Genomic DNA, 24,995 nt, shown 5'->3' with positions numbered 1-24,995 from the left:
CGGGGCAGGGCGGGGCGCGGGGCAGGGCGGGGCGCGGGGCAGGGCGGGGCGCGGGGCAGGGCGGGGCGCGGGGCAGGGCGGGGCGGCGGGGCAGGGTTGACGGGGGCGGGTCAGCGGAGGTGCTGCACCGGGCCGGTTCCGGTCACCGCCGCCAACTGGTGCAGGCGACGAATCCGCTCCTCCATCGGAGGGTGTGTGGAGAAGAGGCCCGCCATGCCGCCCCGGCGCAACGGGTTCGCGATCATCAGGTGGGCGGAGGTCGCCAACTGTCCCTCGGCCGGCAACGGGAGTTGCTGCGCGCCGTAGTGGATCTTCTGCAGCGCGCTGGCGAGGGCCAACGGATCGCGCGTCAGCGTGGCGCCGGAGGCGTCCGCCTGGTATTCGCGGTTGCGGCTGATGGCGAGCTGGATGATCGACGCCGCCAGCGGGCCGAGGATCAGCATCATCAACAGCGCGGCCGGGTTGGGGCCGTCGTCGTCCTCGCCGCCGAGCGGCAGGAAGATCGCCAAGTGCGCGACCATGGTGATGATGCCGCCCAGCGCAGCCGCCACACTGGAGATCAGGATGTCCCGGTTGTAGACGTGGGACAGCTCGTGGCCGATGACGCCGCGCAGCTCGCGGCGGTCCAGGATGCGCGTGATGCCGACCGTCACGGCGACCGCGGCATTGCGCGGGTTCCGGCCGGTGGCGAAGGCGTTGGGCTGCATGGACGGCGACACGTACAGGCGCGGCATCGGCTGCCCGGCCTCGGCCGCCAGTTCACGGACGATGGCGTACAGCGCGGGGAACTCGGCCTCGCTGACCGGTTGCGCACGCATCGCCCGCAGCGCGATCTTGTCGGAGAAGAAGTAGCTGCCGGCGTTGACCGCCAGCGACAGGAACACGGCGAAGACCAGTCCGCCGCTACCGCCGAGCCAGTAGCCCACCGCCAAGATCATCGCAGTGAGGAGGCCCAGCAACGCGGCCGTTTTGAGGCCGTTGTGGTGGCTGTGCACGTTTGTCTCCTTCGACGTACGGGCGGGGTGTGCCCGTGCCTCTAGAGAACATCAGCGAGCCGAGAATTCATCCTGAGGTGACTGTGAAGTGGCTGAACGTAGCCCGGCCGCCGGGGTCACGCCGTCAGCGCGTCGAAGAGCAACTGCGGGGCGAACCCCAGCGCCACCGCCACCGCCGCCGCCACGATCACCGCGGTCGCCACCGGCCACCGGACGGCGAACACCGGCGGACGGAGATCAGCCACGGCGATGCCGGTCGGCCCGGCGTACAGGACCGCCGCCGCCCGGACGTAGTACGCCAGGGCCACCACCGCGTTCAGCGCCACCACCGCCGCCAGCCAACCCCACCCGTCGCCGATCAGCGAGCCCACGATGGTCACCTTGGCGAACAGGCCGGCCAGCCCCGGCGGCAGACCGGCCAGGCCGGCCACCGCGAGCACGAACGCGGCACCCCGCCACGGCGAACGGCGAGCGGCGCCGCGGTAGTCGTTCAGCGTGCCACCGTCGGCGTCCGGCGGGCGCAGCGCGATGATCGCGCCGAACGCGACGAATTCCAGGGTGACGAAGAGAACGGCGTAGGCCAGGGCGGCGCGTACGCCGTCGGCACCGGCCGCCAGCGGGGCCAGAACGTATCCCGCCTGGGCCACGGACGACCAGGCCAGCAACCGGACCATCCGCGTCTGACGCAGCGCCACGAGGTTGCCGACGGTCATCGTGGCGACCGCGAGCACGGCGAGCAACGGGCCGGTGTCCAGCCGGGCCACGATGACCGTCAGGCCGATGACGCCGCCCAGCTTGGAGGCGGTTGACAGGTACGCCGCCACGGGCATCGGAGCGCCATCATAGGTGGGCGCGGCCCACGCGTGCAGCGGAACGCCGGCGACCTTGAAGGCGAAGCCGATCACGAGAAGCCACGTGCCGACCGTGGCCACCGGATGCATCGGGCCGCCGTCCGCGGCCAGCACCGCCGCGCGCAGGCCGGCCAGGTGCAGCGCGCCGGAGGCGGCATAGACCAGGGCGGCACCCATCAGCGCGACCGCGGTGGCGACCACGCTGATCACGAAGAACGTCAACGCGGCGGCCGGGCGGCGCAGGCCGACCAGCACGTACAGCGGGAGCGTCAGCGTCTCCAGGCCCACGATCAGGGTGATCAGGTCACCGGCATATCCGACCGTGACGCCGCCGGTCATGGCGCAGGCAAGCAGGAAGGCGTACTCGCCGGGCGGCAGGGCCCGCGCGGACAACGCGGGCACGGACAACGCCAGCACCCCCACGGTCAGCGCGGCGAACAGCACGGCGACGGTGGCGGCGGGCCGGGACGGCACCCAGGAACATGCGGCGCCGGTGCAGAACGTGGCGCCGGCAGATGACGTGACGGCCGCGCAGACGGCGGTGGCCAGCCCGCCCAGCACCCCGGCGGCGGTGCGGAACCGGCCGAGGGTCAGGTCGGCGAGCAGCACCAGGATGGCGGTGCCGGCCGCGGCGTACAGCGGAAGCAGGGCGACATGGTTCACGGCCTGGGTCATCGCGCGGCTCCGGTCAGCGCGGCGAGCGGGTCGCCGGTCGCGGCGAGCACCAACGCGGGCATCAGGCCGACGGCGAGCGCCAACGCCAGCAGCGGCGACCAGGCGACCCATTCGACTCCGCCCACCCAGGGCTGCGAAAGCTCGGCGCGAGCCGGGCCGTGCGTGAGCCGGCGCAGCAGTCGCAGGAAGTACGCCGCGGTGAGCGCCCCGCCGATCGCCGCGACCACCGCGAGCGTCGTCCAGAGCGCGCCGCCGTGCTCGACGGCGGCGACCACCGCGAACGCCTCGCCCCAGAACCCGGCAAGCCCGGGAAGGCCGAGCGAGGCGAGCGCGGCGAAGCCGAACAGGCCGGCCAACCGCGGCGCGGTTTCCCGCAGGCCGCCGAGGGCGTCCAGGTCGCCGGTGCCGGTACGGTCCTTGATCGCACCGGCCAGGAAGAACAGCAACCCGGTGATCACCCCGTGCGCGATGTTGCCGATCAGCGCGGCCTGCAGGCCGGTCACCGTCAGCGTGGCGATGCCGAGCAGGACGAACCCCATGTGCCCGACGCTTGAGTAGGCGATGAGCCGTTTCACTTCGGTCTGCCGCAGGCACAGCAGGGCGCCGACGACGATCGCCGCGGCGGCCAGCACGCCGAGCGTCGGTGCGGCCCACGCGGCGCCCGCCGGAGCGACGCCGACACCGATCCGGATCAGGCCGTACGTGCCCATCTTCAGCAGCACCCCGGCGAGGATGACGCTGCCCACGGTGGGTGCCTCGGTGTGCGCGTCGGGCAGCCAGGTGTGCAGCGGCCAGAGCGGCGCCTTCACCGCGAACGCGGCGGCGAACAGCGCGAACGCGGCGTACTGCGTGGTGCGTGACAGGCCCAGGCCGCCGGCCAGCGCCATCAGGTCGGCGGTGCCCGCGGCGGCCACCACGGTGAACACGCCCAGCAGCAGGAGCACCGAGCCGAGCAGCGTGTAGAGCACAAACTTGCGGGCCGCGGCTTGCCGCTGCGCGCCGCCCCAGCCGGCGATCACCGCGTACATGGGCAACAGCACGACCTCGAAGAAGAGGAAGAACAGCACCAGATCGAACGCGAGGAAGGTGCCGAGGATGCCGACTTCGAGGGTGAGCAGCAGGGCGGCGAGGGTACGCCCGGAGCCGCCCCCGCCGGGCACATGGCGCACGGTGTAGCCGCAGCACAGCAACGTGAGCAGCGCGGTGAGCGCGACAAGCGGGTAGGACAGGCCGTCCACGCCCAGGTGGAAGTCCAGGTTCAGGGCGGGCACCCAGGAGACTCGGTATTCCGCCCACGGCACCACGGCGGGCAGGCCGTACCCGGACCAACCGGTGCCGCGGGTCAGCCCGAGCAGACCCACCAGCATCAACGTGGCCAGGGCGAATCCGGCCGCGGCCCGGCGGCCGGGGAGCTCGGGCAGCACCGCGGTGACGAGCGCTCCGATGGCGGGCACCGCGAGCACCCCGACGAGCAGCAACTGAGACCAGGTCACGACGCGACTCCGTAAGCGACGGCGAGCACGCTCAGCACGAGCGCGCCGGCGAACACGGCGACCGCGGCACGCGGCAGCGCCGCGCGGTGCGCGGCAGCGGTGACCGCACCGAGCCGGGAGGTGGTCGCGCCGGCGCCCTCCACCGTGCCGTCCACCACCCGCTCGTCGACCAGGCGCACCGCGGCGGCCAGCGCACGCAGCGGGCGTACCACCAGACGGTCCTGGGCCGCATCCAGATAGAACGCGTGCGCCAGCACGGGGCGCACCCGGCCGAGGGCCGTCACCGGGTCGGCGCCGGGCGCGGTGTGCCACAGCCACCACGCCGCCCAGGCACCCAGCGCGAGCAGCACCAGCGGCAGCACGATCGCCACGTCGAGGTGCGGCGACTCCAACTCCAGCGCGCTGCGGAAGCCGGGCAGGTACGCCGCCAGGCCGAGCACCGCAGTGGGCACCGCGAGCGCGAGAATCGGCCAGCGCATCGCCCCGGGCGGGTCGTGCAGCGTGACGGGACGCTGGTAGCGGGCGTCGTCGAAGCCGACCTCCCAGTCCGGCCCCTCCGGCCCGTACGGGCGTTCGGCCCCGAAGAAGGCGCGCAGCAGCAGCCGGGTGGCGTACCAGGCGGTGATCGCCACCCCGGCCAGCGCGGCCATCCACACCACCCATCCGACCCACGCCGGAGCGGGACCGCCGCCCTCGGTCGCGTGCGCGGCGGCGACCAGCACGTTCTCCTTGGACCAGAAGCCGGCCAGCGGCGGCAGGCCGGCCAGGGCGGCGAGCCCGATCACGAAGCTCCAGAACGTGACCGGCATGTGCGTGCGCAGCCCGCCCATCCGGGACAGGTAGTTGTTGCCCACGGCGTGGATCACCGCACCCGCGGCCAGGAACAGCAACGCCTTGAAGGCCGCGTGGGTGAGCAGGTGGAACAGGGCCGCGGCGGGTGAGCCCACGGCCAGCGCACCGGTCATGTATCCGATCTGGGAGACGGTGGACCAGGCGAGCACCCGCTTCAGGTCGTCCTGCGCGGTCGCGGCCAGCGCGCCGAGCAGCAGCGTCACCGCGGCCATCACGCCGAGCACGGCCAGCGCTGCCGGAGCCGCGGCGAACAGCGGGAACAGCGGGAACACGACGTAGACCCCGGCCGCGACCATGGTGGCCGCATGGATCAGCGCGGAGATCGGAGTCGGGCCGGCCATCGCGTCGGGCAGCCAGGTGTGCAGCGGGAACTGCGCGCTCTTGCCCGCCACCCCGGCAAGGATCAGCAGCAAGGCGGCGGTCAGCGTGCCGGTGCCGTAGTCGTGGGTGAGCACCTCGGCGATCCGGAAGGTGCCGGCGTGCACCCCGAGCAAGGCGATGCCCAGCAGGAAGCCGACGTCGCCGACGCGGGTGACCACGAACGCCTTGACCGCGGCGGCCGGCGCGTCGGGCAGCCGCCGGTCATGCCCGATGAGCAGGTACGAGCAGGCTCCCATCACCTCCCAGCCGACCAGCAGCATGATCAGGTCACCCGAGGTAACCACCAGCAGCATCGCCCCGGTGAACAGGCTGACCTGGGCGGCGTACGGCGCGTAGCGGGGATCGTCGTGCAGGTACGCGATCGAGTACACCTGCACGGCCAGCGCGACCGCGGACACGGCGAACGCGACGTACAGCGCGGCGGCCCCGGCCGAGAACGTCAGCGTGATGTCCAGGTCGCCGAGGCGGACCCAACGCAGGCTGCCCTCCGCCGGATCGCCCGGATAGTCGATGATCGCCAGCCAGAACACGGTGACCGCGAGCGAGACGGCGGCCCCGGCGACGCCCAGGGTGGCAGCGGCGCGGCGGCGCCGCCGTCCGCCGTCACCCGGGCGCAGCAGCAGCCCAACCAGGCCGAGCAGGAGCGGCGCCGCGGGCAGCATGGTCCCGAAGATCGCTGTGATGGTCACCGGGCGACCTGCTCCCGTACGTCGCTGTCTGCCCCACCGCTGTCCGCTCCGCCGCCCTCGGGCTCGTCCAACCGCACGTCGTCGACCACGACAGCCTTCCGGGTGCGGTAGTACTGCAGGACAATGGCCAGCCCGACGCCGACCTCGGCGGCGGCGAGCACGATCACGAAGAGGGTGAACACCGACCCGGCGTACGACCGCAGCGTGGCGTCCGCGGTCACGAAGATCAGGTTGACCGCGTTGAGCATCAGCTCCACGGCCATCAACACCAGGACCGCGTTGCGCCGGCGCAGCACGCCGAAGACACCGAGGCCGAACAGCAGCGCGGCGGTGACGTACGGGATGACGGCGTGCATCAGGAGGCGTCCTCCCGGGCGCGGAAGCCGGCATCGTCCGCGCCGGGGCCGGAGGCGCCGGAGCCGGGGCCGGGGCCGGGGCCGGAGGCGCCGGAGCCGGGGCCGGGGCCGGGGCCGACTGCGGGGCCAGGGCCGACTGCGGGGCCGGGGCCGCGTAGGTCCGGCCGGGACAGCACGATCGCGCCGACCAAGGCGGCCAGCAGCAGAATCGAGAGCACCTCGAACGGCAGCACCCAGCCGCCGAAGATCTGCTCGCCGAGGCGTTCGGCGGTGCCCGGCTCGGGCAGCTCGTACCGGGTCCAGCGGAACGCGTCGGCGAGCAGCGCCGCCAAGCCGAGCCCGGTGCCGCCGCCGACCAGCGCGGCGGCCCACACGGGACGATCGAGATCGCGGGACGCGCCGATCGGGGCGCGGGTGAGCATCACCGCGAACAGCAACAGGACGACCACGGCACCGACATAGACCAGCACCTGCACCCAGGCGACCAGTTCGGCGCCGAGCACCAGGTAAAGGCCGGCGACCGCACCCAGGCTGATCACCAGGTAGAGGCCGGATCGTACGAGATGGGCGCTGGTCACCACGAGCGCGCCGGACCCGACCGCAACCGCGCCGAGGGCGAGAAGCAGGACGTCGGCGACGGTCACGAGGTCGGCTCCGGAGGCGCGGCGTCCCCCGTGGCGGGCGGGGATTCCGGGCGAGCCCGGGTCGCGGTCCGGGCGGCGGTGGGCGCACCCGGTCCGGCCGCCTTCCGGGCCGCGGTGGACTCCTCCTTCGACGGCTCGCCGAGCACGTCGTGCGCGGGTGGCGGCGGCACCGTGGGCATCCACGCGCCGAGCCGCTCCTTGTCGTGCAGCAGATCGAGCACGTCGTACTCGGAGTATTCGAACTCCGGGCTCCAGTGCAGCGCGTCGAACGGGCAGACCTCGATGCAGATGCCGCAGTACATGCACAGCGAAAAGTCGATGTCGAACCGGTCGAGCACGTTGCGCTGCCGAGCGCGCGCGGCACCGGGTACGACCACTTCTTCCTTGTGCGAGTCGATGTAGATGCACCAGTCCGGACACTCGCGGGCGCACAGCATGCAGACCGTGCAATTCTCCTCCAGCAGCGCGATGACACCCCGTGATCGCGGCGGGAGATCAGGCTCGACGTCCGGGTATTGCCGGGTGGTGGAGCGCCGGGTCATCGTCTTGAAGGTGACGGCGAGCCCGTCGACGAGCCCCTTGCCCGGGATCGGACGGCCCGCTTCCTCACTCATGACCACATATCCTGCACGCTCCACGATCGGGACGCGAGCACACCCCCACGAGAACTTCCGACACGACCGGCCTACCCGCCCCGTCGTCCGCCGTACCCGTCCACCTTCAGCCACGCCCGTCCGCCCACGGCCACACTTCATACACTCGCCCCGCCGACCACCCGCCCCGCCCAGGCATCCGCCCCCGCCCAGGGCATCCGCCCCCGCCCAGGGCATCCGCCCCCGCCCAGGCATCCGCCCCCGCCCAGGGCATCCGCCCCGCCCAGGGCATCCGCCCCGCCCAGGCATCCGCCCCCGCCCGGCGTCCGTTCCCGCCCAGGGCATCCGTCCCGCCCAGGCATCCGCCCCCGCCCGGCGTCCGTTCCCGCCGATCTAGAGCTTTCCGCGCTAGATATGCACCGATATAGCAGCATCCATCCGACCACAAAGTCCAAGATCAGCACGCCGTCGGCGCCCCACACGATCGATCTTGGATTTTCTGGCTGGACAAGTAGGGAATACCAGGTCAAAACGGCGGCCATAAGTTCAAGATCGACGGGCGGCGCGGCGCGGGGCGGCGCGGGGCGGCGCGGGGCGGGGCAGGGCGGGGCAGGGCGGGGCAGGGCGGGGCGGAGCGGGTCAGCGGCGGAGCGGGGCGGGTCCGGGGCGGGGCGGGGCGCGGCGCGCGTTCGACCACCGAGAGTGTGGACTCGTATACGTGGCGTACCAATTGCACCTTAGAGGGGCTGTTGCTTATTTCAAGGCTTTATATAGGCGAAGGTCGGTTTTAGTCAGTTGATGTCCGGTTAAGTAAGGGCGCGTCAGCAACGATCAACCACATTGGAGGATGACGTATGAACCGGCACCTCGCCCGCACCCTCGCCGCCACCACCGGCGCCGCAGCGACCGTGGCCCTTGCCGCCGTTCCCGCGTACGCGCAGGCCGCGCCCTGCGTGGAGAAGGTCGCCGTGGTCAACAACGGCGGCTTCACGATGGACTTCCAGCTCACCACGCGCGAGGGTCAGCTCACCGCAGAGACCGACACCTACCCGATCAACCAGTGGCGAGTCATTGACCTGACCTCGACGACGATCGCCGAGGGTGCCGACGTGCGCCCGCTGGTGCACGCCACCGCGGGCACCGACGTGCAGGGCAACGTGTTCGTGTCGTACTGCACCAACGGGCAGACCGCGACCTACACCGCCAGCGGCACCACCCTGGATTACCAGGTCACCCTGCTCACGTGAGCACTTTGACCGCGGCGGTCAGCACTAGCTGAGCTAGTGCGACCGGCACGAGGACCAGCCAGCAGATCCTCTGTAGCTGGTCCTCGCGCAGCCGCGGGAAGGTCACCCGCATCCAGATGATCACGAATGCCACGGCGAAGACCTTGATCAGGGTCCACAGCCAGCCGAGCTGCTCGGCGAACGGGCCGTGCCAGCCGCCCAGGAACAGCACGGTGGTCAGCGCGGCGATCACCACGATGCCGACGTACTCGGTGAGCAGGAAGAACGCGAAGCGCAGGCCGGTGTACTCGGTCATGTAACCGACCACCAGCTCGGAATCGGCGATCGGCATGTCGAACGGCGGGCGCCGGATCTCGGCCACGCCGGAGACGAAGAAGACCACCATGGCCGGCAACTGCCACAGCAGCCACCAGGGCGACCACGCCGCGACGATGCCGGGCAGGCTCAGCGTTCCCGCGGCCATGGCGACACTGGCCGCGGCGAGCACCAGCGGCAGCTCGTACCCGAGGAGTTGCGCGGCCCCGCGCAGGCCGCCGAGAAGGCTGTACTTGTTCGCCGAGGCCCACGCGGACATGAGCACCGCGACCACGCCGACGCCGAGCACGGCGAGCACGAAGAACAGCCCGATGTCCAGCTTCTGAGCGACCAGAGCGCCGGGGCCGAGCGGTACGGCGAGCAACACGACCAGGTAGGGGAAGAGCGCCACGATCGGCGCGAGTTGGAACACCCTGCGGTCGGCGGCGCGCGGGGTGACGTCCTCCTTCTGCACGAATTTCACGCCGTCGGCGATCAGTTGCGCCCAGCCGTGGAAGCCGCCCGCGTACATCGGGCCGAGACGGGCCTGCATGTGCGCCATGGCCTTGTGTTCCATCTGCCCCACCACCAGGGGCAGCACCAGGAACGCGGCAACCACGGCGACGATCCGCACGGCCAGGTCGAGCCAGAGCGGCATCAGTCACGCTCCCCGGAATCGGAACCTTGCGACGACGGCGACGGACCGGGCGACGGACCGTCGGATGCCGGGCGGCGCGGGGCGCGCGCCGGACGAGCCGGACGTTCCGGCGGCGGCAGCGTCCCCGCCAGCGGACCCCACTCGTTCGGGTCCGGCACGCCCGGCGGGCGCATCGGCGCGCGTTTGCCGCGCCCGGCCTCCGACTCGCCGGGTTCCTTCGCGCCCGGCCACGCCTTGGCCACCCGCGCGGCGAGCACGAACTCCTTGCGTAACGGGTGCCCCTCGAACTCCGGCGGCAGCAGCAACGGACGCAGATCCGGGTGCCGGGCGAAGTCGATGCCGAACATCTCGTACGTCTCACGCTCGTGCCAGGCGGCACCCGGATAGAGATCGACAAGCGACTCCACGTGCGGATCCGCCCGCGGCACCCGAGTGCGCAACAGCAGCCCGTGCCGTCGGCGCGTGGACCACAGGTGCGCGACCACGGCGAAGCCGTCCTCGGCCTCGTCGACCGCGGTCAGCCAGTCGAAGAAGTCGCAACCGAGCGCGCCCGGGTCACGCGCGACTCCGGCGGCGGCCCACCACCGCCCGGCCGGGACGTCGACCACCGCCCGCTCGTGGCCCGGACCGCCTCCGGAGACGCCTGCGGCGACGACACCGCCGGTGCCGCCGGTCTTGCCGTCCGTGAGCAGAGCGACCATGCGCTCGCCGACCTCTTCGGGCGTCATGCCCGCCATCCTAGGGTCTGCGTGATCGTCGGCCGGAAGGGCCGCGACCCGCCCGGCGACCCGCCGAACGCTCGACGCGGACGACAGGCGTGGGCTACAGGTTGGGCATCCGGCCGTTGCGGAACAGGTCGACGAAGTCCTGGTGGTCGGAGCGCGCCTGCGCGCCGTAACGGTGCGCGAACTCCACCAGGTGCGGCACGAAGCCCGCCTCGTCGGAGTCGATGGCCGCGGCGATCGACTCCTCGGTCGAGTAGTTGACCAGGTCGTGGCTGGATTCGTCGTCGGCGACCGAGTGCATGCGCGCCACCGCGCGGCCCAGGTCGGCCACCACCCCGCCCAGTTCGTCCGGCTCGTTGACGTCGGCCCAGTCCAGGTCGGCCGCGTACGGCGAGACCTCGGCGACCATCTGCCCGATGCCGTCCAACTCGGTGTAGCCCACCCAGGGGTCGGCGTGCGCCTGCAGGGCGAGCTGCGACTCCGCGGTGCGGTGACCCTGGTGGCGGAAGTAGCCGCGCACCCGATCGTCCTCGACCCAGCGGGCGACCGCGGGCACCTGCGCCTGCTTCATATAGATGATCACGTCGTTTTCCAGGGCCTCGGTGTGGCCCTCCAGCAACAGGTTGTACGACGGGAGGCCGGCCGAGCCGATGCCCACGCCCTTGCGCAGCTTGATGTCCTTGATGCTGGTGGACACCGGGCGCGTCTTCTCCGGCAGGGTGGTCAGGTAATGCTCGAACGCGTCCCGCACCTTGGCCGCGGTGTCGTCCTCGATCTCGTGCACGCCGTCACCCAGCGAGAACCGCCGCTCGAAGTCGTCGACGGTGGTCTGCGCGGCGAGAAGCTCCACGCGGGTGTTGAGACGGGCCTGCTGAAGCACCCGGCGCAGCACACCCGTGGCGTTGCGCAGGGTGATGGACCCGATCGCGTCGTCGCCGCCGACCGCGATCGCGCGCAGCTCGGTCAGGTACGCGCGACCGAACTTCGTCACCAGCTCGGTGATCACGTCGTCGGAGAGCGCCTTGCCGTACGCGATCAGCGCGAGGCTGGCGGCGAACCGCTTCAGGTCCCAGGTGAACGGGCCGACGTACGCCTCGTCGAAGTCGTTGACGTTGAACACCAGCTCGCCGGAGGCGTTCATGTACGTGCCGAAGTTCTCCGCGTGCAGGTCGCCGTGCATCCACACCCGACTGGTCCGCTCGTCGAGGTAGCGGTCGTCGGCGTAGTCCCCGGTCACGTCGGCATAGAACAGCGCCGCGCTGCCGCGGTAGAAGGCGAACGGCGACGCCGCCATCTTGCGGAACTTGCGACGGAAGGCCGCCGGATCCTGCTCCATGAGGTCACCGAACTCCCTGGTCAGCACCTCGATGATGAATTCCGGACGGTCTTGCTGAGTCATAAGCTCCTCGCCGTGGTCACGATGTCCCGGACCGTCGCCAGGCTAGCCTCCGGATGCTTGCGGGGGCGTGACCATCGGCGCGGTCAGCGACGCGGCGTCGCGGACCAGCGGATCGGGACGGGACACCCCACCAGGCCCCGCGCCCTCCCCGGCGATCTTCTCCTGCAGGCGCAGGATGCCGTGCAGCAGCGCCTCCGGCCGGGGCGGGCAGCCGGGCACATAGACGTCGACCGGGATGATCTGGTCGACGCCCTTGGTGACCGAGTAGGAGTCCCAATAGGGCCCGCCACAGTTGGAGCAGGCACCGAAGGAGATCACGTATTTGGGTTCCGGCATCTGGTCGTACAGCCGTTTGATGGCCGGGGCCATCTTGTCGGTGACCGTGCCGGACACGACCATCAGGTCGGCCTGGCGCGGGCCGTGCGCGAACGGGATCACACCCAGCCGGATGAAGTCGTGCCGGCCCATGCTGGAGGCGATGAACTCGATGGCGCAGCAGGCCAGCCCGAAGTTGAACACCCACAGCGAGTAGCGCCGACCCCAGTTCAGCACGAACCGGATCGGCTCCCCGAGAACTCCTGGCAAACCGGCCACCCGGTCAACCTACACCGGCTGCCCGGCCGGCTCTGCGGGCCGTTGCAGCAGGCTGAGGAACCCCGCGAGCAGCGCTTCCCGCAGGGGCGGCGGGGCGATGTTCAGCAACGAGTTGACCGCGGCCATCGGCCCGGTAGCCCCCTCGGCCAGCCCCAATTGGCCGGCCAGCGTGGCGATCAGCTCGGGCGTCACCGCCGTCGGAGTGAGCGATGCGGCGGCGCCACGCAGGTCGTCGGGCAACTCGACCGGGCCGCGACGCCGGGCCGCGTGCACCGCCTCGGCAAGCGCGGGCGCGAACTCGCCGGCGGTCGCGCCGACCGCGGCGGTCACCGTCAGATGGAGGGTTTCCGGCATGTCCCGGTACGCCATCTGCGGCTGCGTGTGCCAGCCGCGCGCGGCCAACTCGTCGGCGAGCACGAACAGGTCCACGCCGTCCGTGGCCAGGCAGATCACCGTGGTCTCCGGGGGCGCGTACAGACGTACGCCGTCGGTGTCGCGGACCGCGGCGGCCAGCGTGCCGACGGCGTCCCGCGTGGTCTGCGCCAGCGCGAGATATCCGTGCTCGCCGAGGTGGCGCAGGGTGGCTAGGGCGGCGGCGATGGGTCCTCCGGAGCGGGTGGAGGAGACACCCGGGTTGATCATCGTGTAGCCGGGCCAGTCCGCGTGCGCGAAGTACTGCGGCATGCGCAGCTCCGGGCTGGCGTGCAGGAGCACCGAGACGCCCTTCGGCGCGTACGCGTATTTGTGCAGGTCGACCGAGATGCTGGTGACCCCGGGCACGGAGAGGTCGAAGGCGGGCAGGTCGGCGCCGAGCCGCCGCAGGTAGGGCAGCACCCAGCCGCCGAAGCACGCGTCCACGTGGCACCGGACGCCGCGTTCCGCGGCCACCGCGGCCACGTCGGCCACCGGATCCAGCACGCCGTGCGCGTACGACGGCGCGGACGCCGCCACCAGCACCGTGTCCGGCCCGATCGCGGCGGCCATGGCCACCGGGTCGGCACGCAACTCACGGACCGGTACGACGTCCAGCTCGACCCGCAGATAGTGGGCGGCCTTGGCGAAGGCGGCGTGGGCGGTGGACGGGATCACCAGCCGCGGCCGGGCGATCTCCGGGTGCGCGTCGCGGGCAGCCTTCACCGCCAGCAGCAGTGACTCGGTGCCTCCGCTGGTCACGGTGCCGACCGTGGCGGCATCCCCGCCCAGCAGCCGGGCCGCGGCGCCGACCAGGGCGTTCTCCATGGCGAGCAGGGACGGGAAGGCGGTCGGGTCGAGGCCGTTCACGTGCGCCGAGATCGCGTACGCCGCGTGCGCCAGCTCGTCCAGGCCGTCGCGGCCGGGATCGTAGACGTACGCGAACAGCTTGCCGCCGTGGGTGGGCAGGTCGGCGGCGCGCAGGGCGCGCAGTTCGGCGAGGATCTGGTCGGCCGGCACCCCGGCGTCCGGCAAGGCGTCGATCATGCCTCGACGCTAGGCGAGCCGACCGCCGCAGGCGAGTCGTCGTACCTCCGCAGCAGGAACACCGCCATCCCGACGAGCGCGGCCGGGATCACGCTGAAGCCGAGCAGGATGCCGAGCCGGGCGGCGTCGTCCTGCACCGCCGCCACGCCGCCGGACGCCGACTCGTACCCGGACAGTTGCAGCACCAACGCGAAGATGCCCGGACCGAGCGCGAGCCCGAACGTCTCCCCCGCGGTCCACAGGCCGGTGAACACGCCCGCCTGGCGGCGGCCGGTGCGCGCGGTGTCGTGGGCGATCCGGTCCGGCAGCATGGCCAGCGCGAAGACCTGCTGCCCGGCGTACCCGACGCCGATCACCGCGACGATCAGGTAGACCGCGACCGGCGGCACCGCCCCGGCGCCCAGCAGGGCGAGCGCGCCGGCCGCGAACAGCAGCGAGGCGACCACCATGGACCGCAGCTTGCCGATCGACCGGCCGATCCGCGACCAGAGCGGCATGACCAGCAGCGCCGGGCCGACAAACGCGGCGAACAGGACGGTCGCCCCGGCCGGCCGGCCGATCACGTGGTCGGCGAAGTACTGCACGCCGGCCAGCATGGTGGCGATGCCGGCGGACTGGATCACGAAGCAGAGCAGCAGGGCCCGGAACGAGCGGTTGGCGGCGACCACCGCGAGCTGCGCCCGCCAACTGGGCTCGGACTGTCCGGGGGTGCGCATGGCCGCACCGCGAGTGCCGCCGAAGACGCCGAGCGTCCCGGCCGCAATCAGCGTCGCGACGAACAGCCCGGCCCAGCGGTGCCCCGCCAGCCCGTCCCCGGTCCGCACCACGATCAGTGGGGCGAGCGCGCCGGACACCAGGATGGCCAGGGCGAGCACGGCCACGCGCCAGGTCATCAGGCGAGTCCGCTCGGCATACCCGTCGGTCAGTTCGGCGGGCATGGCCACGTACGGCACCTGGAAGAACGCAAAGGCGGTGGCGGTGGCGAGGAAGGCCAGAGCGACGTATGCCGCGGCTGGCCCGCCCGCGGCGAACGGGCCCGCGAACATCGCGGCGAACAGCACGGCCAGCGCCAGGCCGGCGATCAGCAGGAACGGGCGGCGGTCCGGGCGGCGGTCGGAGATCCGCCCGGCCACCGGGTTGATCAGCACGTCCCACGCCTTGGGCAGCAGCACGAGCAGGCCGGCGACGCCCGCGGCCACGCCGAGCGTGTCGGTGAGATAGGGCAACAGCAGCAGGCCGGGCACGGTGCCGAATGCGCCGGTGACCAGCGACCCCACCGCGTACCCGGCCAGCACCCGGCGGCCCAGCACCGGGCGGCCCAGCCCAGGGCGGCCCAGTCCAGGGCGGCCCAGTCCAGGGCGGCCCAGCGCGTCGCGCGCCGGGTGCGTCGGGGCCTCGTCGGCGGAGGAGTCGGTGGTCGCCATGGACGCGGATGGTAACCAGACGGACGCCGATGCGCCTACGCTTCGCCACATGGACAGCGTTCGCGCTGGGGTGGCCGCGGCTCACCCGACGACCGCCGAGGTGGGACTGCAGGTGTTGCGCGACGGCGGGTCGGCCGCCGATGCGGCGGTCGCCGCGGTGCTCACCTGCTGCGTCGCCGAGACCATCTACACCGGGCTGGGCGGGGGCGGGTTCGCGACCTACTTCGACGCGGCCACCGGCGAGGTGACCTGCCTGGACTTCTTCTGCACGGTGCCGGGCACGGACGGTGACCGGCGCAGCGGACCGATGATCTCGATCGAGGTGCTCTTCGGCGGGATGCCGCAGCCCTACTCGATAGGCGGGGCGAGCGTGGCGGTGCCCGGAGTGCCGGCCGGGGTGGGCGCGGTGCACGGCCGGTGGGGACGGTTGCCGTGGCACGCCGTGGTCGCCCCGGCCCTGGCGTTGGCCCGCACCGGGGTGGTCCTGCCCGCAGCCCAGGCGCGGACGCTGATCTCCTGCGCGCCCGGCCTCGCGTACGGGGAAGGCGGACCGGTCTACGCACCGGGCGGACGCCTGATCGGCGGCGGCGAGCTGCTCTTCCATCCGGGGTTGGCGACCGCGATGGAGGGGCTGGCGGCGGACGGCCCGGCGGCGTTCTACACCGGCGCCTTCGCCAAGGTGATGGTCGACGCGGTGCGCGCGGCGGACGGCTGCCTCGGCCCGCGGGACCTGGCGGCGTACCGGGTCCGGGAGACCCGCGTGGAACACGCGGCGCTGGCCGGGCGCCGGGTGCACGCCCGGCGCGATCTGAGCCGCACCGTGCGAACGCTTGCCGCGCTGCCGGGCGACATCGCGGACCGGCCGCCGAACGCGCGTGTGGTGTCGGTGGCCGCGGCGCTGCGGGACGCGGGTCGCCAACGGATCGGGGACACCACCAACGTCTCGGTGGTGGACGCCGACGGCAACGCGTGCGTGATCACCACGACGCTGGGTCTGGGCGCCGCGGTGTGGCTACCCGGGCTCGGGGTGAACATGAACTCCATGCTCGGCGAGGGGGAACTGGCCGTCGGCGAGCTGACGCCCGGCGAGCGGATGTCGTCCAACATGTGCCCACTGGTGGTGACCGACGAGCATGGGCGGCTGGTCGCGGCGGCCGGTTCGGCGGGCGCCTCGCGAATCCGCACTGCGCTGGTGGACACGCTGCTCGGGCTGCTGGTGGACGGCCTGGACATGCCGACCGCGATCGCCCGGCCGCGCTTCCACGTGGTGGACGACACCGTGCACGCCGAGCCGGGCGTGCCCGGCGACCAGATGGCGGCGCTGGCCGACGCGGGCTGGCGGATCAATCGCTGGCCCGAGCTGGACCACTACTTCGGCGGGGTGAGCGGGGTGGGACCGGGCGGCGCTGCGGGCGACCCGCGCCGCGGCGGCACGGGTCTGCTGCTGCCCGGCGGCTGACCGGCGCACCGCCGTCGCCTCCGGCACCGCCCTCACATCCGGCGCGCCGCGGTCGCCCCGGCCGCCGCGGCGACCTCGCGCAAGCCCACTTCCAGGTCGGTCGGCGCCAGGCCGAAGGTGCGCTCGGTGAGTGAACTGTCCATCCGGAACGGCGCATAGAACTGGTAGTCCATCTCGGCCAGTTCGCGCGCCATCGGCACGGCCAGCCCGGCGGTCCGCATCACGAACCGGGGAATCGCGCGCAGGGTGATCCGCGGAGCGCCGGCCACCGCGCAGTAGCGGTCGGCGAGTTCCTGGATGGTGAGCGGGGCGACGGTGGGCACGTGCCATGCCTTGCCGAACGCGCGGTCGTCGCCGGCCAGGTGCACCAGGGTGCGGGCCATGTCCCCGGTGTAGGTGAAGCTGTGCGGCAGGTCGGCCCGGCCGGGCACCCACGCCGACCGCCGTCCCTTGGCCACCGCGGGCAGCAACGCCACCGAGAAGACGCTCGCCGCACCCGCGCCGACATAGTCCGAGCCGCGGGCCTCGACGGTGCGCACCCCGCTGCGCAGCGCGTCCTCCCACATCCGGATGCGCACCTTGCCCTTGCGCCCGACCGCGGCCAGGGGCGTGTCCTCGGCCATGTGCCCGTCCGGCTGCGGCCCATAGCCGTAGAGGTTGCCGGTGATCGCATAAACCGCCCCGGCGGACTTGGCCGCCGCGATCATCGCCGCGTTCATCGGCGGCCAGCGCTTCTCCCAGTCGGTATAGGGCGGGTTGGCGCAGTTGTAGAGCACCTCCGCCCCCTCGGCGAGCTCGGTGAGGCGGTGCGCGTCGGCGGCGTCCGCGGCGGTGCGCTCGATCAACGGGTGCTCCGGCCCGCCGCCGCTGCGGGTGACCACACGGACGCTCTCGCCCCGATCGGCGAGGAGCCGGGCGATGGTGGAGCCGACCGGACCGGACCCGACGACCAGATGCTTCGACATGTCGCTCTCCCTTGTGAGCACCGCTCTCTGACAGGAACGACTGTCACACGGAAGGCCGGGAAAAGCAAGAGCACTGCTCTCTTTGTGGCACACTGGTCGCATGAGTGCTTCCGGGGTGCGTGCCCGCGTACGAGCGGAGATGACCGAGGAGATCAAGACGGTCGCTCGCCGACACCTGGCGTCCGACGGCGCGAATCTCTCACTCCGTGCCGTCGCCCGCGACCTGGGCATGGCCTCGTCCGCGGTGTACCGCTACTTCGCCAGCCGGGACGAGCTGCTCACCGCGCTGATCATCGACGCCTACGACGCGCTGGGCGCCGCCGCCGAACACGCCGCCGAGGGCGTGCGGGGCGACCTGGACCGGTGGCTGGCGGTCGCGCTGGCGGTGCGGGACTGGGCGCTCGCCGAGCCGCACCAGTGGGCGCTGATCTATGGCAGCCCGGTCCCCGGGTACCAGGCCCCACCGGACACCATCGGGCCGGCCACGCGGGTGATCCTGCTGATCGCGGCGATCGTCCGGGAGGCGTACGAGGCCGGGCGCATCCCGGACCAGCCGCCGCTGACCGGCCGGTACGCCGAGGAACTCGCGGCGGTGGCCGAGCAGTTCGCCGGGCGGGCCCCGGCCCGTCTGGTCGGCGCCGCGATGTCGGGTTTCATCCACATGTGCGGTGCGGTGAGCGCGGAACTGTTCGGACAGCTCACCAACGGGGTGGACGAGGACCGGCGCGGCTTCTTCGAGTTCCAGATGCGCGGCGCCGCGGCGTTCGCCGGCCTGTCCTGACGCTCAGGCCGGTTCGCCGGCGGTCGGCAACCACTGCGCACGGGCCATGTCGACCCGGTCGCCGCGCAGCGGAACCCCCTCACTCAGCAACCGCTGGCGGGCCTCCCGCTCATGCCCCGGCGGCATCCGCCCGGAACTGGTGACCACCCGGTGCCACGGCACACCGCCGCCGTGCCGCGCCATGATCGTCCCGACCTGCCGCGCCGAGTTCCGGCCGGACCGCTCGGCCAGCGCGTCGGCGAGCGCGCCGTAGGACATCACCCGCCCCGGCGGGATGCGCTCCACCAGCGCCAGCACCTCTTCGACGTACTCCTGTGGTGTCACCGGCGCCACGATATGGGATCTCCGGCCGGGCGGACGGCCGCCGACCCGCAGAATGGGCGGGTGCGCGAACTGGTGACCGGAGCGCGCCGGATCGTGGTGAAGGTGGGTTCGTCCTCGCTGACCACAACGAGCGGCGGCATCGACGAACAACGCGTCGACACGCTCGTCGACGTGCTCGGCAAGCTGGCCACCGGAGGCCGGGAGGTGGTGCTGGTCTCCAGCGGCGCGATCGCGGCCGGGCTGGCGCCGCTGCGCCTGCCCCGGCGGCCACGCGACCTGGCCACCCAGCAGGCCGCCGCGAGCGTCGGGCAGGGCCTGCTGATCGGCCGGTACGCCGCGGGCCTCGCCCGCCACGGCATCACCGTCGGGCAGGTGCTGCTGACCGTGGACGACGTGACCCGGCGGGCGCACTACCGCAACGCGTACCGAACCCTGCGCAAACTGCTCGACCTGGGCGCGCTCCCGATCGTGAACGAGAACGACACGGTGGCCACCGAGGAGATCCGGTTCGGCGACAACGACCGGTTGGCCTCGCTGGTCGCCGCCCTGGTCGACGCCGATCTCCTGGTGCTCCTGTCCGACGTGGACGCGCTGTACACCGGCAATCCGGCCTCCCCCTCGGCGCGTCGCGTCGCCACCGTGCGTAACGGATCCGATCTTTCCGGTATATCTGTCGGGTCGGCCGGAAAGTCCGGCGTCGGCACCGGAGGAATGGTCACCAAGGTGGAAGCCGCTCGCATCGCCACCGGCTTCGGCATCCCGGTGGTGCTCACCGCCGCCCCGCTCGCCGCGTCCGCGCTGGACGGGGACGAGGTGGGTACGCTGTTCACGCCGGCCGCCCGGCGGCCGGCAGCGCGGCTGTTCTGGCTGGCACACGCCACCTCGCCCCGCGGTCGCCTGCATCTGGACCCGGGTGCGGTGTCCGCCGTGGTGGATCGGCGCAAGTCGCTGCTGCCGGCCGGGATCACCGCGGTGGACGGCTCGTTCGCCGCCGGCGACCCGGTGGACCTGGTGGACGCCGGGTCGGGCACGCCGGTGGCGCGCGGTCTGGTGAACTACGACGCCGTCGAATTGCCGACGCTGCTCGGCAGGTCCACACCGGAGCTGGCGGCAACGCTCGGTCCGGGCTATGAACGAGAAGTCGTCCACCGTGACGACTTGGTCCTCCTACGGGGAGTGAGAAGATGACTGTCCAGCAGCAGGCCTCCGACGCCCGCATCGCGTCCCTGGACCTGGCTGCGGCGACCCGCGCCGAGAAGGACGCCGCACTACTCCTGATGGCCGACCGGCTGGTCGAGCGCGCCGCGGACATCGTGACGGCGAACGAGACGGACATCGCGAACGCGCACGCGGCGAACCTGTCCGGCGCGGTGATCGACCGCCTCACGCTGAACCCGGAACGCATCGAGGCGATGGCCGACGGGCTGCGCCAGCTCGCCGCGCTGCCCGACCCGGTCGGTGACGTGGTCCGCGGCTCCACCCTGGCGAACGGCCTGGAGCTGCGCCAGGTGCGGGTGCCGTTCGGGGTGGTCGGCATCGTCTATGAGGGCCGCCCGAACGTGACCGCGGACGCCGCCGGGATCTGCCTGAAATCCGGCAACGCGGCCCTGCTGCGCGGCTCCGGCTCGGCGATGAGCTCCAACGCAGCCATCGTGTCGGTGCTGCGCACGGCGGTGGACGACGCGGGCCTGCCGGCGAACACCGTGCAACTGCTGGACGCCACCTCCCGCGACTCGGTCAAGGAGCTGATGCGTGCCCGCGGGCTGGTGGACGTGTTGATCCCGCGCGGCGGGGCCTCGCTGATCAAGACCGTGGTCGAGGAGTCCACCGTGCCGGTGATCGAGACCGGCGTGGGCAACTGCCACGTGTACGTCGACGAGGCGGCCGACCTGGAAAAGGCCCTGGCCGTGGTGCTGAACTCGAAGACCCAGCGCCTGTCCACCTGCAACACCGCCGAATCGCTGCTGGTGCACTCCGCGCTGGCCGACTCGTTCCTGCCGCTCGCGATCGAGGAACTGATCACCGCGGGCGTCACCGTGCACGGCGACGCCCGCGTGGCGGCGGTCAGCGACGACGTGGTGCCGGCCACCCGGGAGGACTGGGGCACGGAATATCTGTCGGCGGACATCGCGGTGGCGGTGGTGGACTCGATGGAGGACGCGCTCGACCACATCCGGCGCTACGGGACCGGGCACACCGAGGCCATCGTCAGCGAGTCGGTCACCGCGACCCGGCGGTTCGCCTCCCGCGTGGATGCGGCGGCGGTGATGATCAACGCCTCCACCCGGTTCACCGACGGGGGTGAGTTCGGCTTCGGCGCCGAGATCGGCATCAGCACGCAGAAGCTGCACGCCCGCGGGCCGATGGGGTTGCCCGAACTGACCTCGACGAAATACATCGTGACCGGCAACGGGCACACTCGCTGAGCGGAATCAGCCCGACCCGGTTCAGCCCGACCCGGTTCAGCCCGACCCGGTTCAGCCCGACCCGGTTCAGCCCGACCGAGATCAGCCCGACCGAGATCAGCGGCAGGCCCGGATCGCGGCGAGCGTGGTGTTCACGTCGAACACCGGGCCCTCGTCGCTGTCCCAGCCGCCGTCCGTGCGCTGCGTCTCGGTGAGCCGCTTGCGGGCGCCCTCCAGCAGCCAGTCGTCGCCCAGGTTCATCCGGCGCAACACCGCGGCCATGCTCGCCACGTCGGCCGGGGACATGTCCGTCAGGCGGTCGCCGAGCACCAACTGGATCCGCGCGGACTCATAGAAGAACTGCTGCTCGTGCAGCAGCCCGGCGGCGTGCCAGCCGACGGCGAGATAGGACGGCCAGGTGCCGTCCGGGTGCAGCCGGCTCACCACATGCCGGGCGGCGGCCTCGGTCACCGCGCCGTGCACGGGAGGCACATCCCGGTACGGGTGCGCCTCGGCCTCGGCGACACAGAGCCAGAAACCCGCGACCGCGGTGAGATAGAGGGTCGCCTCGGGATCACCGGGCATCGCCCACGGCGGAGCCTCGTCGGCCAGAGACCCGTCCTCCTGCCACGTGCCGTCGTCCCGCTGGGCGGCGGCCAGCCAGGTCAGCGCCCGGTCCACGGCGGGACCGCGCAGCCCGCCGAGGTCGTCCAGCTCGGCAAGGCGGAAGCAGGTGGCGTCCACCGACGGCACCCGGCCGTTGCCGGACGGCGGCCAGCCGCCGCTCGCCGTCTGCCCGTCACCGATCCGGTCGATGATGTGCGGCGGCGGCGCGCCACCGGTGCGCAGAAACGAGAGGCGGGCACGCTCGACCGGATCCCCGTGCGCAACCACGTAACCGATCGCGGCATCCATGTCGACCACGGCGGTGACGCTACCGTCCGGTACCACGCCGCGATGTGCCGTTTCGGTAACTCTGTGGGCCGACCAGCGGGTAGCATGCGCCGCGCGCGGACGGGACGCCGCCGACCGCGCGGGCCGACGGCGTCCCGCCGCGGCATCAGTACGACGGCAGGGACGGATCCACCGTGTTCACCCAGGACACGATCCCGCCCTGGACGTGCACCGCGTCCTTGAACCCGGCGTTCTTCAGCGCGGCCAGCGCCTCGGCCGACCGCACACCGGACTTGCAGTGCAGCACGATCTGCCGGTCCTGCGGGAACCGGGACAGTGCCTGGCCGGACAGGATGTCGCCCTTCGGGATCAGGGTGGCGCCCGGGATGCTGACGATCTCGTATTCGGCTGGTTCCCGGACGTCGACGAGGAACACGTCCTTGCCCGAGTCCTGCCACTCCTTGAGCTCCCGCGCGGTGATCGTCGCGTCGAGGGTCGCCTCCTGCGCCTCCTCGGAGATCGCGCCGCAGAAGTCCTCGTAGTCCTCCAGCAGGTCGGTCACGGTCGGGTTCTCCCCGCAGAGGACGCAGTTCGGGTCCTTGCGCACCTTGATCTTGCGGTATTCCATCTCCAGTGCGTCGTAGACCATCAACCGGCCGACCAGCGGCTCACCGATGCCGGTCAGCAGCTTGATCGCCTCGTTGACCTGGATCGACCCGATGGACGCGCAGAGCACGCCGAGCACGCCGCCCTCGGCGCACGAGGGCACCATGCCGGGCGGCGGCGGCTCCGGGTAGAGGCAGCGATAGCAGGGACCGTGCTCGGACCAGAACACCGACGCCTGGCCGTCGAAGCGGTAGATCGACCCCCAGACGTACGGCTTGCCGAGCAGCACCGCGGCGTCGTTCACCATGTAGCGGGTGGCGAAGTTGTCGGTGCCGTCCACGATCAGGTCGTACTCGCTGAAGATCTCTTTGACGTTGTCCCGGTCCAGCGCGGTGTTGTGCACCACGACGTTGACCAGCGGGTTGACCTCCGCGATGCTGGCCGCGGCGGACTCCGCCTTGGGCCGGCCCACGTCCGAGACGCCGTGGATGATCTGGCGCTGCAGGTTCGACTCGTCGACCTCGTCGAAGTCCACGATGCCAAGGGTTCCGACGCCGGCCGCCGCCAGGTAGAGCAGGGCCGGCGAGCCGAGCCCGCCCGCGCCGACGACCAGCACCTTGGCGTTCTTCAAGCGCTTCTGCCCGTCCATCCCCACGTCGGGGATGATCAGGTGACGCGAGTAGCGGCGGATCTCGTCGACGGTCAGCTCGGCGGCCGGCTCGACGAGCGGGGGCAAGGACACGGTTTACTCCCCGAAGTTCGGCGGTGATGTGCGATGCCCATTGTTACGCGACTGCCGCCGCCGCGTGCATGACAAGGAACACCAGGTCCGACATGCGGGACGGGGAATATCAGGCCACCCGCCTGCCCGCGTACCGCTTGCCGTCCAGATACGGCCAGGCATTGGCGACGCACCCGCGCAAGCCGTACGTTTGCTGCATCATCACCGGCGCGGTGCGTCCGCCGCCGGGGCATGCCTCATGACCGTGGCCCAACTGGTGGCCGACTTCGTGGTTGACCGCGTACGCACGATAGACGGACAACGGCGCGCCGTAGTTCGGCACCGCGTCCCGCCAACGATCCGCGTTGATGATCACCCGGCCGGGCAGGCGGCACGAGGTGAACCGTTCGGTGTCCAGACCGCCGGAGGCGCACATGCGCTGCGACGTCACGGCCGAGGCCAGGTAGACGGTGAACTCGGAGGCGGCGGACTCGGACACCCGCTGCAGCCGGAAGTCGCGCGAGGCGATCCAGCTACGCCGGTCACCGAGCGTGGCGTCGACCTCATCGGCGAACTCCGTCACGTCCTCCCCCGCCGGCCCGGCCGCGACGGTCTCCTCGACGGCCACCCGGAAACGGCGAATCGTCCCGGCGAAGCCGAGCACCGGACCACGACCCGCGGCGAAGGTGAACTTGCCGGGTGTCGGCGCGGCGCCGGGCTGCGCCGCAGCGGATGCGGAGGTGGGTGGAGTCGCCGCGGAGGCGGCGGTCGACGGAGCCGCGGAGGCGACCGGCGCCACGGTCCGCACCCGTGAAGTGTCCGAGCCGTTCACCACCCGGCCGGTCACCAGCACGGAGATGGTCATCAGCACGAAGGCGAGAAGGACGGCGACGCGACGACGCCGGAACACCGCCGCGCTGGCGGACGTGGGGCCGCTGCCCATGGGACCTCCCGACTCCGCCGCGGATGCCGCCAAGCCGGCCGGAACACCGATGATCGGCCGGTCGTCGGCCGCTGGGAACACCCGTGGGGCATCGACCGGCGGCGGTCCCGGGCGGGTCACGCCGGGCGGCGGCTTGAACACCGAGGGATGGCTGTCATGCGCAGGACGACGCAGGGCTGCGGCGCCCGAACTGCCGTACGACCCGGGCCGGCGTGCGGAGTCACGGCCCCGGTCAGGGTCGGCGATCAGTGGCCGCTCGGCGCTGGGGCGTACGGTCGGCGGCGCCTTCTGTGGCGACTCGGCCTTGCGTTCCTGCACCGCACGAACCGGCCCGGCGGGCTCCGCGGCCTTCGTCGCGGGGGCCGTCGTCGCCGGGGTCTTCCTCGCGGGGGCCTTCCTCGCGGGGGCCTTCCTCGCCGGGGCTGCCGTAGCCTGGCCCGGGGCCGCTGCAGCCGCCGCAGTCTTGGCCGCCGCAGGTTTGGTTGCCGCCGGTTTCGCGGGTGCCACCTTCTTGGCGGGTGCCACCTTCTTCGCGGGTGCCACCTTCTTCGCGGGAGCCGCCTTCTTCG

23 protein-coding genes are annotated in these 24,995 nt (G+C 72.2%); 5 read left to right on the top strand and 18 right to left on the bottom strand.

Features of this window, described 5'->3' with window-relative positions; all coding sequences use genetic code 11:
* Positions 1-110: 110 nt before the first annotated feature.
* From htpX to IEY73_RS16665, 7 genes are all read right to left on the bottom strand, one after another.
* Positions 111-995: a zinc metalloprotease HtpX gene (gene htpX / locus IEY73_RS16695; RefSeq protein WP_189080127.1), complete on the bottom strand. Its 885-nt coding sequence runs from the start codon at positions 993-995 to the stop codon at positions 111-113.
* Positions 996-1,111: 116 nt separating this feature from the next.
* Entirely contained in the window at positions 1,112-2,521 is a 1,410-nt protein-coding gene (locus IEY73_RS16690) for an NADH-quinone oxidoreductase subunit N (RefSeq protein ID WP_189080126.1), read from the bottom strand.
* A complete protein-coding gene (locus IEY73_RS16685; protein WP_189080142.1) occupies positions 2,518-4,014 on the bottom strand; it encodes a complex I subunit 4 family protein in 1,497 nt (498 codons plus the stop codon). Before IEY73_RS16685 ends, IEY73_RS16690 begins: the two co-directional genes overlap by 4 nt.
* Entirely contained in the window at positions 4,011-5,936 is a 1,926-nt protein-coding gene (locus tag IEY73_RS16680; protein ID WP_189080125.1) for an NADH-quinone oxidoreductase subunit 5 family protein, read from the bottom strand. Before IEY73_RS16680 ends, IEY73_RS16685 begins: the two co-directional genes overlap by 4 nt.
* Positions 5,933-6,292, bottom strand: a complete 360-nt coding sequence (gene nuoK, locus IEY73_RS16675) for an NADH-quinone oxidoreductase subunit NuoK (protein WP_189080124.1) — start codon at positions 6,290-6,292, stop codon at positions 5,933-5,935. The genes IEY73_RS16680 and nuoK overlap by 4 nt, the downstream gene beginning before the upstream one ends.
* Positions 6,292-6,936, bottom strand: a complete 645-nt coding sequence (locus IEY73_RS16670; protein ID WP_189080123.1) for an NADH-quinone oxidoreductase subunit J family protein — start codon at positions 6,934-6,936, stop codon at positions 6,292-6,294. The genes nuoK and IEY73_RS16670 overlap by 1 nt, the downstream gene beginning before the upstream one ends.
* Positions 6,933-7,550 (bottom strand): NuoI/complex I 23 kDa subunit family protein, encoded by a 618-nt coding sequence (locus IEY73_RS16665; protein WP_189080122.1) that lies wholly within the window; start codon positions 7,548-7,550, stop codon positions 6,933-6,935. The genes IEY73_RS16670 and IEY73_RS16665 overlap by 4 nt, the downstream gene beginning before the upstream one ends.
* Positions 7,551-8,383: 833 nt before the next feature.
* On the opposite strand from IEY73_RS16665, the gene IEY73_RS16660 reads away from it, so the two are divergent.
* Positions 8,384-8,776: a hypothetical protein gene (locus tag IEY73_RS16660; RefSeq protein WP_189080121.1), complete on the top strand. Its 393-nt coding sequence runs from the start codon at positions 8,384-8,386 to the stop codon at positions 8,774-8,776.
* Here IEY73_RS16660 and IEY73_RS16655 read toward each other — a convergent pair.
* The 6 genes from IEY73_RS16655 to IEY73_RS16630 form a co-directional block, all read right to left on the bottom strand.
* Positions 8,769-9,728 (bottom strand): complex I subunit 1/NuoH family protein, encoded by a 960-nt coding sequence (locus IEY73_RS16655; protein ID WP_189080120.1) that lies wholly within the window; start codon positions 9,726-9,728, stop codon positions 8,769-8,771. The genes IEY73_RS16660 and IEY73_RS16655 overlap by 8 nt on opposite strands.
* Positions 9,728-10,456: an NADH-quinone oxidoreductase subunit C gene (locus IEY73_RS16650; protein WP_189080119.1), complete on the bottom strand. Its 729-nt coding sequence runs from the start codon at positions 10,454-10,456 to the stop codon at positions 9,728-9,730. Before IEY73_RS16650 ends, IEY73_RS16655 begins: the two co-directional genes overlap by 1 nt.
* A gap of 94 nt (positions 10,457-10,550) precedes the next feature.
* Complete coding sequence (locus IEY73_RS16645; RefSeq protein WP_189080118.1) at positions 10,551-11,852, bottom strand: DUF2252 domain-containing protein; 1,302 nt, start codon at positions 11,850-11,852, stop codon at positions 10,551-10,553.
* 42 nt (positions 11,853-11,894) lie between these two features.
* Positions 11,895-12,446 (bottom strand): NADH-quinone oxidoreductase subunit B, encoded by a 552-nt coding sequence (locus tag IEY73_RS16640; RefSeq protein ID WP_189080117.1) that lies wholly within the window; start codon positions 12,444-12,446, stop codon positions 11,895-11,897.
* Positions 12,447-12,455: 9 nt separating this feature from the next.
* A complete protein-coding gene (locus tag IEY73_RS16635) occupies positions 12,456-13,904 on the bottom strand; it encodes a pyridoxal phosphate-dependent decarboxylase family protein (protein WP_189080116.1) in 1,449 nt (482 codons plus the stop codon).
* The gene (locus tag IEY73_RS16630; RefSeq protein ID WP_189080115.1) at positions 13,901-15,328 is read right to left on the bottom strand and encodes an MFS transporter; all 1,428 of its coding nucleotides are present in this window, start codon (positions 15,326-15,328) and stop codon (positions 13,901-13,903) included. Before IEY73_RS16630 ends, IEY73_RS16635 begins: the two co-directional genes overlap by 4 nt.
* Positions 15,329-15,377: 49 nt before the next feature.
* On the opposite strand from IEY73_RS16630, the gene IEY73_RS16625 reads away from it, so the two are divergent.
* The gene (locus IEY73_RS16625; protein ID WP_189080114.1) at positions 15,378-16,787 is read left to right on the top strand and encodes a gamma-glutamyltransferase; all 1,410 of its coding nucleotides are present in this window, start codon (positions 15,378-15,380) and stop codon (positions 16,785-16,787) included.
* 32 nt (positions 16,788-16,819) lie between these two features.
* Here IEY73_RS16625 and IEY73_RS16620 read toward each other — a convergent pair whose 3' ends face one another.
* Positions 16,820-17,752 (bottom strand): NAD-dependent epimerase/dehydratase family protein, encoded by a 933-nt coding sequence (locus tag IEY73_RS16620; RefSeq protein ID WP_189080113.1) that lies wholly within the window; start codon positions 17,750-17,752, stop codon positions 16,820-16,822.
* Positions 17,753-17,852: 100 nt separating this feature from the next.
* Between IEY73_RS16620 and IEY73_RS16615 the strand changes: the two genes are divergently transcribed.
* Entirely contained in the window at positions 17,853-18,533 is a 681-nt protein-coding gene (locus IEY73_RS16615) for a TetR/AcrR family transcriptional regulator (protein ID WP_189080112.1), read from the top strand.
* Positions 18,534-18,536: 3 nt separating this feature from the next.
* On the opposite strand, the gene IEY73_RS16610 is transcribed toward IEY73_RS16615, so the two are convergent.
* Positions 18,537-18,857, bottom strand: coding sequence for an MGMT family protein (locus IEY73_RS16610; RefSeq protein WP_189080111.1), 321 nt, complete (start codon positions 18,855-18,857; stop codon positions 18,537-18,539).
* Positions 18,858-18,917: 60 nt separating this feature from the next.
* On the opposite strand from IEY73_RS16610, the gene proB reads away from it, so the two are divergent.
* Entirely contained in the window at positions 18,918-20,045 is a 1,128-nt protein-coding gene (gene proB / locus IEY73_RS16605; RefSeq protein ID WP_189080110.1) for a glutamate 5-kinase, read from the top strand.
* A complete protein-coding gene (locus IEY73_RS16600) occupies positions 20,042-21,283 on the top strand; it encodes a glutamate-5-semialdehyde dehydrogenase (RefSeq protein ID WP_189080109.1) in 1,242 nt (413 codons plus the stop codon). Before proB ends, IEY73_RS16600 begins: the two co-directional genes overlap by 4 nt.
* 96 nt (positions 21,284-21,379) lie before the next feature.
* Here the strand turns inward: IEY73_RS16600 and IEY73_RS16595 are convergent, their stop codons facing one another.
* From IEY73_RS16595 to IEY73_RS16585, 3 genes are all read right to left on the bottom strand, one after another.
* On the bottom strand, positions 21,380-22,186 hold the full coding sequence (locus IEY73_RS16595; protein ID WP_189080108.1) for a prenyltransferase/squalene oxidase repeat-containing protein: 807 nt from the start codon (positions 22,184-22,186) through the stop codon (positions 21,380-21,382).
* 136 nt (positions 22,187-22,322) lie between these two features.
* On the bottom strand, positions 22,323-23,504 hold the full coding sequence (gene moeZ, locus IEY73_RS16590) for an adenylyltransferase/sulfurtransferase MoeZ (protein ID WP_189080107.1): 1,182 nt from the start codon (positions 23,502-23,504) through the stop codon (positions 22,323-22,325).
* Between the two features lie 109 nt (positions 23,505-23,613).
* Positions 23,614-24,744, bottom strand: coding sequence for a DUF3152 domain-containing protein (locus IEY73_RS16585; RefSeq protein ID WP_229715883.1), 1,131 nt, complete (start codon positions 24,742-24,744; stop codon positions 23,614-23,616).
* Positions 24,745-24,995: the final 251 nt, after the last annotated feature.

It is taken from the genome of Mangrovihabitans endophyticus, assembly GCF_014646155.1.
Taxonomy (GTDB): Bacteria; Actinomycetota; Actinomycetes; order Mycobacteriales; family Micromonosporaceae; genus Actinoplanes; species Actinoplanes endophyticus.
This window is presented reverse-complemented; position numbering and strand designations above follow the sequence as displayed.

Excerpts from the sequence above, each read along its gene's own strand:
- IEY73_RS16690 (WP_189080126.1), bottom strand. The coding sequence starts at position 2,521 with ATGACCCAGGCCGTGAACCATGTCGCCCTGCTTCCGCTGTACGCCGCG.
- nuoK (WP_189080124.1), bottom strand. The coding sequence starts at position 6,292 with ATGCACGCCGTCATCCCGTACGTCACCGCCGCGCTGCTGTTCGGCCTC.
- IEY73_RS16665 (WP_189080122.1), bottom strand. The coding sequence starts at position 7,550 with ATGAGTGAGGAAGCGGGCCGTCCGATCCCGGGCAAGGGGCTCGTCGAC.
- IEY73_RS16660 (WP_189080121.1), top strand. The coding sequence starts at position 8,384 with ATGAACCGGCACCTCGCCCGCACCCTCGCCGCCACCACCGGCGCCGCA.
- IEY73_RS16655 (WP_189080120.1), bottom strand. The coding sequence starts at position 9,728 with ATGCCGCTCTGGCTCGACCTGGCCGTGCGGATCGTCGCCGTGGTTGCC.
- IEY73_RS16650 (WP_189080119.1), bottom strand. The coding sequence starts at position 10,456 with ATGACGCCCGAAGAGGTCGGCGAGCGCATGGTCGCTCTGCTCACGGAC.
- IEY73_RS16645 (WP_189080118.1), bottom strand. The coding sequence starts at position 11,852 with ATGACTCAGCAAGACCGTCCGGAATTCATCATCGAGGTGCTGACCAGG.
- IEY73_RS16635 (WP_189080116.1), bottom strand. The coding sequence starts at position 13,904 with ATGATCGACGCCTTGCCGGACGCCGGGGTGCCGGCCGACCAGATCCTC.
- IEY73_RS16630 (WP_189080115.1), bottom strand. The coding sequence starts at position 15,328 with ATGGCGACCACCGACTCCTCCGCCGACGAGGCCCCGACGCACCCGGCG.
- IEY73_RS16625 (WP_189080114.1), top strand. The coding sequence starts at position 15,378 with ATGGACAGCGTTCGCGCTGGGGTGGCCGCGGCTCACCCGACGACCGCC.
- IEY73_RS16620 (WP_189080113.1), bottom strand. The coding sequence starts at position 17,752 with ATGTCGAAGCATCTGGTCGTCGGGTCCGGTCCGGTCGGCTCCACCATC.
- IEY73_RS16615 (WP_189080112.1), top strand. The coding sequence starts at position 17,853 with ATGAGTGCTTCCGGGGTGCGTGCCCGCGTACGAGCGGAGATGACCGAG.
- IEY73_RS16600 (WP_189080109.1), top strand. The coding sequence starts at position 20,042 with ATGACTGTCCAGCAGCAGGCCTCCGACGCCCGCATCGCGTCCCTGGAC.